This is a genomic window from Escherichia sp. WS1118, assembly GCF_046487695.1.
GTDB lineage: Bacteria > Pseudomonadota > Gammaproteobacteria > Enterobacterales > Enterobacteriaceae > Escherichia > Escherichia coli.
Genome location: NZ_JBJQIZ010000002.1, coordinates 79,053 through 92,736, shown reverse-complemented (window position 1 = coordinate 92,736; position 13,684 = coordinate 79,053). Strand labels below are relative to the sequence as shown.

General features: G+C 41.8%; 9 protein-coding genes. 4 read left to right on the top strand and 5 right to left on the bottom strand.

Annotated features, from left to right (window positions below; genetic code table 11):
* Positions 1-138 precede the first annotated feature (138 nt).
* Both ghxP and soxR read right to left on the bottom strand, forming a co-directional pair.
* Complete coding sequence (gene ghxP, locus ACJHYO_RS03850) at positions 139-1,488, bottom strand: guanine/hypoxanthine transporter GhxP (protein WP_000106892.1); 1,350 nt, start codon at positions 1,486-1,488, stop codon at positions 139-141.
* A 547-nt stretch (positions 1,489-2,035) separates the two neighbouring features.
* The gene (gene soxR / locus ACJHYO_RS03845) at positions 2,036-2,500 is read right to left on the bottom strand and encodes a redox-sensitive transcriptional activator SoxR (RefSeq protein WP_000412431.1); all 465 of its coding nucleotides are present in this window, start codon (positions 2,498-2,500) and stop codon (positions 2,036-2,038) included.
* A gap of 85 nt (positions 2,501-2,585) precedes the next feature.
* On the opposite strand from soxR, the gene soxS reads away from it, so the two are divergent.
* On the top strand, positions 2,586-2,909 hold the full coding sequence (gene soxS, locus ACJHYO_RS03840; RefSeq protein WP_000019358.1) for a superoxide response transcriptional regulator SoxS: 324 nt from the start codon (positions 2,586-2,588) through the stop codon (positions 2,907-2,909).
* 35 nt (positions 2,910-2,944) lie between these two features.
* Here the strand turns inward: soxS and pdeC are convergent, their stop codons facing one another.
* Positions 2,945-4,498, bottom strand: coding sequence for a c-di-GMP phosphodiesterase PdeC (gene pdeC, locus ACJHYO_RS03835; RefSeq protein WP_001358031.1), 1,554 nt, complete (start codon positions 4,496-4,498; stop codon positions 2,945-2,947).
* Positions 4,499-4,926: 428 nt separating this feature from the next.
* Between pdeC and ACJHYO_RS03830 the strand changes: the two genes are divergently transcribed.
* The 3 genes from ACJHYO_RS03830 (at position 4,927) to ACJHYO_RS03820 (ending at position 9,542) form a co-directional block, all read left to right on the top strand.
* Entirely contained in the window at positions 4,927-5,208 is a 282-nt protein-coding gene (locus ACJHYO_RS03830) for a YjcB family protein (protein ID WP_021521174.1), read from the top strand.
* A 370-nt stretch (positions 5,209-5,578) separates the two neighbouring features.
* Complete coding sequence (locus ACJHYO_RS03825) at positions 5,579-6,397, top strand: Hachiman antiphage defense system protein HamA (protein WP_085455645.1); 819 nt, start codon at positions 5,579-5,581, stop codon at positions 6,395-6,397.
* Positions 6,387-9,542 carry a DEAD/DEAH box helicase gene (locus tag ACJHYO_RS03820; protein ID WP_410232407.1) on the top strand — a complete coding sequence of 1,052 codons (3,156 nt, stop codon included), beginning with the start codon at positions 6,387-6,389 and terminating at the stop codon, positions 9,540-9,542. Before ACJHYO_RS03825 ends, ACJHYO_RS03820 begins: the two co-directional genes overlap by 11 nt.
* A gap of 724 nt (positions 9,543-10,266) precedes the next feature.
* On the opposite strand, the gene drt3b is transcribed toward ACJHYO_RS03820, so the two are convergent.
* Positions 10,267-12,309 carry an antiviral reverse transcriptase Drt3b gene (gene drt3b / locus ACJHYO_RS03815; RefSeq protein ID WP_085455642.1) on the bottom strand — a complete coding sequence of 681 codons (2,043 nt, stop codon included), beginning with the start codon at positions 12,307-12,309 and terminating at the stop codon, positions 10,267-10,269.
* On the bottom strand, positions 12,302-13,651 hold the full coding sequence (drt3a, locus tag ACJHYO_RS03810; protein WP_094259009.1) for an antiviral reverse transcriptase Drt3a: 1,350 nt from the start codon (positions 13,649-13,651) through the stop codon (positions 12,302-12,304). The genes drt3b and drt3a overlap by 8 nt, the downstream gene beginning before the upstream one ends.
* Between the last annotated feature and the right edge of the window lie 33 nt (positions 13,652-13,684).

Below are 13,684 nucleotides of genomic sequence, written 5' to 3'. Positions count from 1 at the left end.
TGCGATGTTTTTTATGATCTGAGAAAGGCGTTATGCCTGAATTCTCATTTTTTCAGAATATCGCAAAAGCTCACACAATGTGCGGAGAAAATAAAAACGGGCAGCCATTGCCACCCGTTTTCAGAATCCTATGTAAGATTAGATAGCCCAGCCACCCGCATAGAAGGTCACCAGCGCCACGGCAATAACGACCGTACCGATGTTCAACTTGCGCCATTCGCCGGAAACCAGACGACCAATCACCAGAGTCGCGAAGCCGATCATGATGCCTGTTACGATGTTACAGGTCAGCACGATGAATACCGCCGTAACCAGACCCGCCATCGCATCAACAAAATCAGCAAAGTCGATTTTCGCCACGTTGCTCAGCATCAGCAGGCCAACGTACATCAGCGCCGGAGCCGTTGCGTACCCCGGAACGAGGTAAGAGAGCGGAGAGAGGAACAGAATCAGCAGGAACAGCACGCCAACGGTGATAGCCGTCAAACCGGTTTTACCGCCCGCCGCCGTACCCGCCGCAGACTCGATGTATACCGCTGCCGGAGCTGCACCCACCAGGCCAGAAAAAACGCTGCTCATGGAGTCGGTGGTCAGTGCTTTCCCGCCGTCGATGATCTGCCCATCTTTATCCAGCAGGTTCGCCTGACCGGCGACGGCACGGATAGTTCCGGTGGCATCAAATACTGCTGTCATCACCAGTGCCAGAACACTTGGCAGGACTACAGGATTCAGCGCGCCCATAATGTCCAGGCTGCCAATCAGTGAATTGCCGTTTTCATCGCTCAATGAAGGCATGGCAAAAACGCCGGAGAAATGGACGTTAGGATCGAAGATCAAACCGACAATTGAGATACCGATAATGGTCAGCAGAATGCCACCAGGGACTTTCAGTTTTTCCAGGCCGATAATCACTGCCAGACCCACCAACGACATCATCACCGGAAAGGTCGTGAAATCCCCCAGCGCGACGGGCAGACCATCAAGTGGGTTTTTAATCACCAGACCGACACCATTAGCAGCAATCAGCAGCAGGAACAGACCGATACCAATCCCCGTGCCGTGCGCCACACCGTGCGGCAAGTTGCGCAAAATCCAGCTACGGATACCCGTGGCAGAAATTACCGTAAACAACACACCCATCAGGAACACGGCACCCAGCGCGACAGGTACGCTAATATGTTGCCCCAGCACCAAACTGAATGCGGTAAACGCCGTCAGAGAGATGGCGCAACCAATCGCCAACGGCAGATTAGCCCACAGACCCATCACGATAGAACCGAGTCCGGCAACCAGACAGGTTGCAACGAAAACTGCCGCAGGCGGGAAGCCCGCTTTACCCAACATGCCTGGAACGACGATAACTGAGTAGACCATCGCCAGAAACGTTGTTAACCCGGCAACCACTTCCTGACGGACAGTGCTTCCACGTTGTGAAATTTTAAACCAGGCGTCGAGTGAACCGCCGGTACGCGCTGATGGCGTAGACATAAGAAAACATCCCCTGAGAGTTTAATTTTCGTCAAGATGCGTGGCGGACAATCCCCTGCCAGCGAAACGTTATCTTCCTGCTCCAGGTTTGCGACAATTTGCTGCGTCGCAAAAAAAAGCAAACGTTTAGCTCCGCGCATACAAAACGGGTGGTAAAAAAAGCAAACGATTATCCGGCGATCATAGCGGCTTTTTCAACCGAAGTTTGCTGCTTTTTTCTCTTTTATTGTCTTGACGATGAAAAACCAGGCAATTGATGCGCAAACGTTATCGTCGATGCGCAAGATTGCAGCGTTATCGAGCCGTATACCGTTCAGGATTGCGATAAAAAATCGTCTGAGATGACAAAAATATTGCGGCTAAAAAGTGTACTTTTACACTGGCGAAGAAACGCCGGTCACATACAATTAAAGCATCAACACCAACCGGAACCTCCACCACGTGCTCGAATGAGGTGTGTTGACGTCGGGGGAAACCCTCCTGTGTACCAGCGGGATAGAGAGAAAGACAAAGACCGGAAAACAAACTAAAGCGCCCTTGTGGCGCTTTAGTTTTGTTCATCTTCCAGTAAGCGTGCGCCGGTACCTTCTTCTCCTAAGCGGTCGCCCGGGTTACGCAACGGGCAATCACTGCGCGAAAGGCAGCCACAACCAATACATCCATCCAGTTCGTCACGCAGCGCCACTAAGGTATGAATGCGCCGATCCAACTCTTCTCGCCATTGGGACGAAAGCTGTTTCCACTCTTTCGCACTTAACGTATGCCCTTCTGGCAACACGCCAAACGCTTCACGAATGGTTGCGAGCGGAATGCCAATACGCTGAGCAATTTTGATAATTGCGACATATCGCAACACATCACGTTTATATCGCCGCTGATTGCCGCTATTACGGATACTGGTAATCAACCCTTTGCTTTCATAGAAATGCAGCGCCGATACCGCCACACCGCTGCGTTTCGCCACTTCGCCGGGGGTTAGCAGCGCTTTAATGCGGGGTAATTTCTTTTCCATAAATCGCTTTACCTCAAGTTAACTTGAGGAATTATACTCCCCAACAGATGAATTAACGAACTGAACACTGAAAAGAGGCAGATTTATGTCCCATCAGAAAATTATTCAGGATCTTATCGCATGGATTGACGAGCATATTGACCAGCCGCTTAACATTGATGTCGTCGCAAAAAAATCTGGCTATTCAAAGTGGTACTTGCAACGGATGTTCCGCACGGTGACGCATCAGACGCTTGGCGATTACATTCGCCAGCGCCGTCTGTTACTGGCCGCCGTTGAGTTGCGCACCACCGAGCGTCCGATTTTTGATATCGCAATGGACCTGGGTTATGTCTCTCAGCAGACCTTCTCCCGCGTTTTCCGTCGGCAGTTTGATCGCACTCCCAGCGATTATCGCCACCGCCTGTAGTTTTATTGCCCGCGCGTTAACTCCCGCGCGGGTAATTACCCCATCCATTGCATAAACACCTGCGGCGGCATCGCCTTCGCAAAAAACCATCCCTGGCAATAGCGCACGCCGCGTTTGCGCAGCCAGTTAACCTGCGCCTCAGTTTCGACACCTTCAGCGATCGTTTTTAACCCCAGGCTGTGCGCCAGCTCGATGATGTGTTCCGCAATCAAATGACTGGTTTTGTGGGTGGTCAGCGTCTCAACAAACGATTTATCGATTTTCAAAATATCGACATTCAATGATTTAAGGTTATGCAAGTTAGAGTAGCCAATACCAAAATCATCAATTGCCACTTCGTAACCGGCCTTGCGGAAAGCCAGAATAATCGGCGTCATTTTGTCGACATCAAGAAATGCATGTTCAGTCACTTCAAATTTAATTTGCTGCGGGCGCACCGCATGTTGCTCTGTTTTCTGATTGGTTCGCGCTATCAACCGTGAGGTATGAAAATCGGAGGCTGACAGGTTAATAGAAACATAGCGATCGGTATGTGTTGCCAGATACGCGCCCAAATCACGGAAGACATTATCAATAACATAATCAGTTACCTGTCCGATCATCCCCTCCTTTTCTGCCAGCGGAATAAACTCTGCCGGATTCATTACTTGCCCCTGCTCACCAGGCCAACGTAACAACGCTTCAGCGCCGATACATTTTTCTGTTTTGATATCGATTATTGGCTGGTAATAAAGGCAAAGTTGATGTTTTTCGAGGGCGCGTTGCAATTTGCGTTTGGGAGACAAATAGTTTTGTCGAATACGTAGCCAGAGTAATAGCAGAACAAGACTCCCCAAAATACCGGCGGGCAACGCAAAAATAAGATGATTATAAAAATGAGTTATAAGACGTTGATATGAAGTCGCAACAATGGCTGCAATTGGGCGTTTTGTCGAATAAACTGTCGCATATAAATAGCCATTTCGTTGTACGGTTAAATCATTCAAATGAATCAGCGGAGAAAACGTTGCTGCCGAGGCCTCGTTGCTTAACGAGAAAAAGGTTTTCGTCACCGTATCATACACTCCCCATTGCAATGTCGGATCATCAGACATCACTTCACTCCAGAAGAGAGGGTTGATAACCGCCACATAATTTCCCCGCTGCATGTAGGTCATTTTATAGCCAGAGAAAAAAGGCGTATCACGGTAATAATAGATAGAAACGTTAGGTTCGCGCTTATAATCGGCCGGTGCAATCGTATAGCCATTTACAGACGCTATCAGCGATGAGCATAAAAAATGGTTATCACGAGCATAAATCAATTCATTAATATAAAGATAGCCACGAATAATATTCAACATTCGCTTTTGATGGGCTGGAGTGCAAACTTGCCCCTGATAGCGTTCAGCTGCATCGCTCACTAAATCTGCCTGACGAATGACCAGCTCAGATTTATCCAACGCCAGCTGAGCAAAGGTTCGGAGCTGATTATTCACTTCTGATTTTGCCCAAAAGAAGGCAATCCATAGCGACAGAATGATGGGAAAGAGAACTAAAAAGATAATGCCCGGAAACGCCAGTAATTGGTGTCGTGCACGATGACTCATTGCTATCAATTCCCTGCCTGTTTATACCCGGTTATTGCAAGGTGAAACCCTGGCTACCGACGTCTTTAGATAAATCTTACGGTATAAATAGCACTTTTGCCTGATATAAAATTGAGACCTTTTTAATCGTCACCAGGATGACGATAATTCATTGATCTTAAAAATTAATCACCTTCAGGAATGCAGAGGCGGCGGGAAGATATACCCTTAATGCCGCTGAAAAAACACATAATCTGTACGGCAATAAAAGTCACGGCCTAATCTGGCTAACAAACAACCAATTGTGATATAGTTCACAAAATTCATGAAACAAACAGAGTGTTTCATTTTTGTGTTCTGCAAGCCCCGCGATAGCCAGAGTGTATCACGCCTCCCGTGAACAACGCCGCGCTGTCCAGGGCATCAGCTCTTTTCCGAGGAATTGTTTGATGGCTACCCTCACCACTGGCGTGGTTCTTCTTCGCTGGCAACTTCTTAGTGCCGTAATGATGTTTCTGGCTAGCACGCTCAACATCCGTTTTCGTCGGGCTGATTATGTCGGGCTTGCAGTGATCAGCAGCGGTCTGGGCGTAGTTTCCGCCTGCTGGTTCGCAATGGGGTTGCTTGGCATCACAATGGCGGATATCACCGCCATCTGGCACAACATCGAGTCGGTGATGCTAGAAGAGATGAATCAGACACCGCCACAATGGCCAATGATTTTGACTTGATATGTAGAAGCCTCCATAACGGAGGCTTCTTTTTTATGGCTGGCAGATGCTTTAATCATCCACCTTAAAACAATATACCCTATTGTTTTAAAGACAAATCAGAATGGTTCTGTTTACCTGATTTTTAATAAAAATCATTAATTTCAATGCATTAAATCAAAAAACAATATTTATGTAATGTTTTTAGTTAAATATACTTTTCATGACGACTAAAAATTTTACGTTCTTCGCCTATTGATGAAACTTACTTCTTAACCGCGGTTTTCTGACTCAGTAGCACTAAGAATAATGAGTTAGTGTCAAAGGCTATGCTAACCTATTCAAAAAAAGCCTATAGAATCCAGGAATCTGGATAAGGACTAAGAAATTAATGAGCTTCTCATCAACTCATACGAGGTGGCTGACCAAGCATGAAGAGGATCTAAGAACCGCAGATGGCAAAAATATCGAAGTCTGGGTTTTCCGTCATGAACAAGACGAACAAGTGCTTTCAGAATGGGCAAAGCACTTTCGGAACCACTACTGCTTTGACAGTGAAATCGATTATTTCCGTAGGGGATACGGGTATTCTCGCGAAGACTATCTCAACCTAATAAAGTTTCCAGACATAAAAGATGCGCCTGGTCCAAGCATTCGTGCAGGTGACTTTGGAGAAGTATTGGTAGCTGATTTTATTGAATACTTGCTCGGCTACTGGGTTCCTCGCACTCGCTACGGTGACAAAACTATTCGAAACGAGTCGACTAAAGGCAGTGACATAATCGGTTTTGATATCATCAAGGACGGTATTGTATCTTCGAATGATAGGTTAGCGATATTTGAAGCGAAAGCACAATTCTCAGGGAAAAAAGCAAAGCCGAGACTTCAAGATGCAGTAGATGGCTCATTAAAAGACGTTGCACGGAAGGCAGAGTCTTTAAATGCTATTAAACAAAGACTGTATTGTCGTAATCAGCTTGATGATGCTGAAAAAATTGAACGTTTCCAGAACGAAGTAGATTATCCATATAGGGAAATATATGGTGCTGTAGCGCTCTTTGATAGCCCACTTTTTGACAGCCACCTTATATCATTGACCGAAACCATATCTCATCCACATTCAGGTGATCTTGTGTTAGTTGTGATCACAGGAGATCAAATGATGGCACTAGTCCACGAGCTCTATAGGAGAGCTGCGCATGAGGCCTGAAAAGAAATCGCAACTGCTGCTTGGCGTCTCCCGGTCAAAGGCAAAGATGCTTGAGTTCAGCATTCCGGAAGAGCATCACATCAAAATAACCCAAGATCCGGCCAAGCTTTTCAGCATATCTATTGGTCTACTGGGAGATCTCGCAGCTGCGATAAACAGAGAGGAGCCAGAGGCTAATTTGCTCACAGAGATGAAAACCAATCTTTTATTTTCTGCCAGCTTTTTCGACTCCTACCTCCAGTCAAAGTTAAATGAAACGCTTGATCCATATCTTATGCTTCTTGGTGCAGCATCATACTATTTATGTGAACTCCCAGGCAGTTCATCAGTTTTGATAAAAAAATTGAAAAGAGATATTGATGCATCTGGAATTTATGGATTGTACTGTCCAAATCTAGATGGAGCCGGGCTGGAATTTTTATTGCTGTGGTTGCTTGAAGGCGATTCAAGCATTCATTTTGAGAATATCGACTCAGTATTTGGTAAACTCATAGAAAACATTTCCAAAGAGTTAAATATGTTTTTTTCATCTGGAAATGACTTCGCGATTCGAAGTGAGGTGAAAAGGCTAAGAGATTTAGCATACTTTGCTGGCACTCCAAGGCAGTTACTTTTAAGCGATTTGATATCTTCAATAATTTTGAGAAAAATCGATAACTCAACGTGGAAGTGTTTACCAAAATATAGTGGCCTATCAATTAGTACCTGGAAGGAAGCACTGCATAACAATAGCTTTATTAAAGAATTTTGGCCAGCACAGCATTTATTGGGACAAGCGAATGTTTTAAGAGGAAAGTCAGCCATCGTTCAAATGCCCACCAGTGCAGGTAAAACAAAGGCAACTGAGCTAATTCTTCGGAGCGCGTTTTTAGCCAAACGAGTGTCTCTTGCTATTATCATTGCCCCATTTAGAGCGCTATGCCATGAAATCAAGAACAGCCTCGTCGAAGCATTCAACAGTGAATCAACCAAGGTAGATGAGTTAACCGATGCCCTACAGACTGACTTTGAGATTGCTGAACTTTTGGGGCACCAACAGGTCCTGGTCGTAACACCTGAGAAACTACTTTACGCCCTTCGGCACGCTCCGGAGCTAGGGGCACACATTGGCCTATTAATTCTTGATGAGGGACACCAGTTCGACAGCGGGACTCGGGGCATCACATACGAGCTACTTCTGACGTCACTACGCACTATGATTCCTGAAGGAACCCAAAAGGTCCTAATCTCAGCAGTCATCAGTAATGCCGAGGCAGTTGGATTATGGCTAAACGGGGAACCGAATGTCGTCGAAGGCACAACCCTAATTCCAACTTTCAGGTCGATTGGATTCGCGAGCTGGCTCGATCAACTGGGAAGAATCGAATACGTCGACAGTCGCAACGCTGAACAAAGTGAGTTTTTCGTCCCGAGAGTGATTGAAACATTTAATCTCGGAAGGAAGTCACGAGAACATACTGACCGTTTTTTTCCTGAAAAAAATGATGGGCAGGCTATCGCACTTTACCTCGGTCTAAAATTGGCACCAAAGGGCAGCATAGCTATTTTCTGCGGGCGAAAGTCAACTGCGGCAAGCATCTGCGAAAAGGCAGTAGATGTTATCAAGCGAGGTGTGCCACTGCCCTTACCATCCGATTATTCAGATCACCAAGAAGTGGCTCGGCTAACACATCTGCATATCAAAAATCTTGGGGCTAACGCTCCAGCATCTCAGAGTGCGGAACATGGAATTTTTTCCCATCATGGCAATACACCACATGGCATTCGACTGGCAGTAGAGCATGCTATGCGTGACAATCTTGTGCGATTCGTTGTTTGTACATCTACCTTAGCGCAGGGTGTAAATCTTCCGATACGATACCTCATCGTGACCAGTGTCTACCAGGGTATGGAGCGCATCAAGGTTCGTGATTTCCACAATCTTATTGGTAGAGCGGGTCGAGCCGGGATGCATACCGAAGGCAGCATCCTGTTTGCGGATCCAGTAATCTTTGATAAGCGGAAGGTGCGGAGCGAAAAATGGCGCTGGAAGCAGGTGAAAAAACTACTGGAACCACAAAATTCTGAACCATGTGTCAGCAACCTTCTATCAATATTTGACCCCATCAAAAGCGATGACGAGAAAATCTCAATCCCCATGGGGGCACTAGACTTTGCCAAGGACTATATCGACAATCCCGACAAAATTGCGAATCTTGCCACAAAGATAACCGCATTGCATGGAGATAGAAACTTTTCTCAAAACAATATTGAGCGTCAAATAGCCTGGAGAATCAGTCTAATATCTGCAGTAGAGAGTTTCCTCCTATCCCATTGGGATGAATCCGAAGACGGTTTATCGCAAGCTGACGTGACCCGCCTAGCTGAAGGTACGCTAGCTTTTTTTCTCGCAGACACTCAGAAAAAGGAGCATATCCGCGAGTTATTTCAACTGCTCGCAAGGTACATTTCAACAAGTATTACCGAGCCGTCCCGCCGAAAAATCTATGGTAGAACGCTTTACGGGATTCAGGATGCTGAATCTATTGAGAAATGGGTCCAATCCAACACTGACAACCTTCTCTCTATTGTTGATGAAAAAGAAATCCTCAACCATATTTGGCAATTGTTTATTAAGCATATCAACAGTGGTGTATTTACCAAGTTTGATGAACCAGAGGTGCTTAAAGAAATATCGTATGAATGGATCAGTGGCAAACCCTTCTGCGACCTCCTAGAAATCATCCGTGAACGAAAAGTTAAGATGATATGGGGTACTAATCGGAGAGAGTTCAAGATCGACCATATCGTAGATATCTGCGAAGAGGCGCTTGCATATGATGCAACGCTTGTTGTAGGCGCAATATCTGAGTTCATCGGAAATCTTAATAAGGATGGCACAAGGGATCTGCTCAATCGTCTGCAGCTTTTTCAAAAAAGACTAAAATATGGTCTACCCACAGACACCGCTATTTCCCTATATGAGCTTGGTTTTTCAGATCGAGTAATAGCTCAGGATCTCGCCACATCCTTGAAGCTAGCGGCGACTCAGAAGAAGTATCTCGTGAAAGAGTTGAAAAATAATCGAGGTAATGCAATGAAGGTAATAGAAAAATACCCAATGTATTTCCAAGAGAAAATGTCAGAGTTGATAGAAGATTTCTAAATAAAGAACCTGTATTGAAAGTTAGTATAGAGCACGATCATAATTCTCATGCTTTATGCTAACAATAGTGGAGATGTAACGATATAAAACTCTACACATTTTTAAGATAAGTGTATAAGATCATACATAGTCAGATAGTTAATAGAAGTTGATACCATAAGCAGAACAAGGTTATATGATGGTGAAAAGTGAATAAACAGATCGATGTTGGACTCCATGTATTGATACGGACGCGGTATAACGCCGCGTTAGAAAAGTGGAGTAAATTTATATGGTTAGGGATAGGTCTTGGCGACGGCAGCATGCCTTTCGTTTGAAATCGAAGAGAAGATTTTATCGTATTGCAGTAAATAAAACATCAATTACTATAGGTAAAATCTATCAGTCACCTTGTGCATGTTCTTGTTATCTTTGTGGTAATAAAAGAAAGAACCATGGCGAAAAAATGCAAGAACGCCGTGCAAAGTTACTGCACACCGATTAATTTATATTAAGTATTTAGCGTAACTGTCAGGCTAGTCTTTGACGCCCTTGTTCCTGTACTACTTTAGTCTCAACAACCCCCTACCACATAGGCCAAAAGCTGTGTAGTAGGGGGTTATCTCAACGGAAAGACTCAGGCGGATCTCGCCAAGTATAACTCCCATGCATAGGGCAATCATACCCGTTAGCGCTGGTGTGTGCGGCTGCCAACAGCCATTAAGGGTGCCTGATGCGCTTCCTCTTAGTATACAGCGTTGCTCAGTTTCGCGTCCAGCTCCTTCGCAAAATCAAAGTCATTCCATTTTGTAAACCAATATTCATTTAATGAAATAATTCGTTTCACATACGATTCGTCAATACCATAACGAGAAAGCAGAGTTTTCTTAAAAGAAACAGATATGTATGGGCAAGCAATTAGGTCCAACGTTAAGTGCACCAATTCAGACTCATTTAGAAGTGTATCAACTTTCATGCTATAAATATTATCAATATGAAGTAAAAGATGCGTCCTGACTCCATCATATCTTTTCTTGTCACTCATATAAAACATTAGAGAAGTAATAGAAAAGTAATTTAAGTTATCATCAAATGAGTAGACACCACCATCAAAGCCAATATTAAAATATTTCATCAAGCTTTTTTCACCTAACCAATAATATTTACCAAGCTGCCTAATCAGCACTAATAAATACAAGGTTTCGATAGGTGTCGTTTTATCAACGGAATATTTATCTAAAATAGAACACGAGTTATCGAATACACATTTGAATACGATATGCTGATATTCCTCGCCTAATTTCTGATCTTTAACAAACATAATTACTTGCTGAATTATCCTACATAATTTTATGGTACTATTCACTTTAGGGGCAACTGCATATATAAAATATGTGAAATTCACCACAGATACAATAGCATTAATTAATTGGCGATCGCCACTTCCATCTTTTGAAAGCTCTTTATAATCTTTAAAAAGTGTCTTGATTTTCCTTTCAATGATAGACAATGAATAGTTTAATATATCCGAATATGTTATGCCTGATACAGAAAGTATCGATTTAAAGTCGGTAGATAAACTATTTTGATGTATGTAGACACTTCCTTTCTTTGAATCTTCATCTAGAGAATCATTATCAGTAATGTTATAGGATATTCTTTCCGATATCAGATTCGCTATTTTTTTCTTGGCAATAGTTATTGGCGTTATTATTGGGCGCGAAAACCTCTCTTCTTTATATTTATTTAAACTTAGCTTATAAGTCTTTAGATTTGTCTGCGTACTTATTCTAATTTTATTAAACACATCCTCGTCATTATAAAAGATGAAATAGTCATCGACGTAGCGATATACTTGGTAATCCCCCCCAAGAACTAAACCGTCTTTATTAAGATCATTGATAATATTATTATCTACGGACTGCATTATTATCTCTGCAAAAATCCTAGATAATTCTGGCCCAATTATTATGCCATTTGTTTCGTTGTAGTTCGACCTCTGCATTAATTGATCAAATTTAAATGGGAATGTCGACTTTGTTTTATTTAAATGTTGTTTTGCATAGCTTTTTTGCAAAACAGCCCATGAAATTGAATGGGTGTAAATTGAATCAAAACAGTTAGATACATCTAATTTAGAGAGAAAATTAAAACGTTTTTCACACCAATGATGATCTTCAGATTCATAAAACTCAAAAATATTACGGTATTTTTTATACACAAAAAACGATTTTAAATTTTCATAATCCTGGCCTTCAACCTCAATACTTAAATCTTCTTTGTCAAAACTTTCAATAAGTGACTTCGAATCGATGTAAGTACAACCAGCGACCCTTTTTGCTGATCTGAGGCTAAATGGGCTAATATTAGAATAGTATGTTATTAAATCCTTATAATTTCTATAAAAATCAACGCCTAATAACTGCCCCTTAGGATGCATTAGTGACAAGTATCTGTATTCTTTATGCTTATGCGAAATTGGAAAAGTAAAGGCAATACTAGGCAGTTTAGCATGCTCGATATCTGTAATAATATAACTTATGCCATTATCAACTATTTCAACTATTACGGTGTTCTGTTCAAGCCCCAACAAAAGCAGAATTAAACTATTTAAACAACAATCTCGCTTTAACCATATAAAATTCAATCCATCATGTTTTATTTGATGTTTAACAATAAAATTGTAGAAATGTCTATTTGAAAAAATAATAGGAACTTCATATGGTAAAAAATCGGAAAGAACTACTCGCTCTATTGGGAAATTTATAGATAATGCTTTTTTAGACATGTGACCATCCCTTAGATATATCGCTAAATTCGATGAAAGTAAATTTCCTAAAAATTTTATCTTCAAATCCTTTTTTAAAAGAAAATCTACTAATTCTTTTTTTAAGCTTCTGATCTTGCAATCCATTTATTTTATTCGATAAATAAGCATCCAATCCACTTAAATCAGATAAATCAGTTATGAATCGATTGCTAAAATATATTCCAACAAAAGCTTTTGACTTACTATTATAAAGCCGAGTATTTCCGGTAAGAAATTTCATTCTAAGTAAAATATTTTTTGCTGCTCTCTTAGGTGTTTTACTAACACTCTGATTATATTCATAAAATGTTTTATCTATTCGCTCCCTGATTTTTTGGACTTTATTAGAACTCATCTTTATACTACAACCTCCAGCTGTTAGCTGAAATTTATAGCCTAGATACTCAAAGTTTTTGTTAGATTGTGTAAATAAATCCAACTCTTTTGTTTTATTATTAAGCAGCAAGCCACGGTCATTTATAATACTAGTAATCTTGGGGAGATAGTCACCTATATTCCCTCCTTTATTTGGAGAGAAAATTACTATCAAATCATCTACAAATCGTTCATAATAAGTAACATCTGATAGCGTTCTTATTTTATCATCTACAACGCTCATATACAGCTCAGATAAATACGAACTTATGCCTACACCACGAGGCACTCCTTTATCTAACCCTGTCAAAGCCTGATAATTTCTAATTAACTGCGTAATAACCCGACGTGGCGGAACAGATAACTTAGGTGAAGAATGCAACATATCTAATAAAGACTTATGATTTATAGATTCATAAAAACTTTCAACATCGGCCCTGATTATGTACTTTGGGCTCATTTCCTTAGCCAAAGCGCTTAGGCGACTGATAATCAGATCCCTATTATTTGATTTTATTGTGTATAGAGAACTTAAAACATATTTTATTTGCCGAGACACAAACAATGCTTCAACTGAATTCCCAATTGAATATACACTTTTATTTTTCACTTGTTGTGGCAATAATGTCAGAGGTAAAGCATACCCTTTTACACTGACATTACTTGCAATAATCTTCAACTTATTATTTACTTCATTATTATATTTTTCCTTCCTTAGTTTAATATGCGAATTAATTTTACTTTTCTTTTCTTCAAATTTATCCGTGCTAATCTGACCATTTTTATGTCTTCTTGCGAGCCAATAAATAAAACCTTTTAGCCTTATCATTTTCTTCCTGATTTTATAAGCATCAGGAAAGTGTTCAATTTCTATACTACCTTTATTTTTCCTATCCAAGTCGTATATTCTTCTAAAGTTTTTTGCTGAAAAAGACTGGTCAATCACTTTCAATCTCCTTTATGACCAATATTACGGACA

Bases quoted from the DNA above. Each gene is read 5' to 3' on its own strand.
- ghxP (WP_000106892.1), bottom strand. From the start codon at position 1,488: ATGTCTACGCCATCAGCGCGTACCGGCGGTTCACTCGACGCCTGGTTT.
- soxR (WP_000412431.1), bottom strand. From the start codon at position 2,500: ATGGAAAAGAAATTACCCCGCATTAAAGCGCTGCTAACCCCCGGCGAA.
- soxS (WP_000019358.1), top strand. From the start codon at position 2,586: ATGTCCCATCAGAAAATTATTCAGGATCTTATCGCATGGATTGACGAG.
- pdeC (WP_001358031.1), bottom strand. From the start codon at position 4,498: ATGAGTCATCGTGCACGACACCAATTACTGGCGTTTCCGGGCATTATC.
- ACJHYO_RS03830 (WP_021521174.1), top strand. From the start codon at position 4,927: ATGGCTACCCTCACCACTGGCGTGGTTCTTCTTCGCTGGCAACTTCTT.
- ACJHYO_RS03825 (WP_085455645.1), top strand. From the start codon at position 5,579: ATGAGCTTCTCATCAACTCATACGAGGTGGCTGACCAAGCATGAAGAG.
- ACJHYO_RS03820 (WP_410232407.1), top strand. From the start codon at position 6,387: ATGAGGCCTGAAAAGAAATCGCAACTGCTGCTTGGCGTCTCCCGGTCA.
- drt3b (WP_085455642.1), bottom strand. From the start codon at position 12,309: ATGTCTAAAAAAGCATTATCTATAAATTTCCCAATAGAGCGAGTAGTT.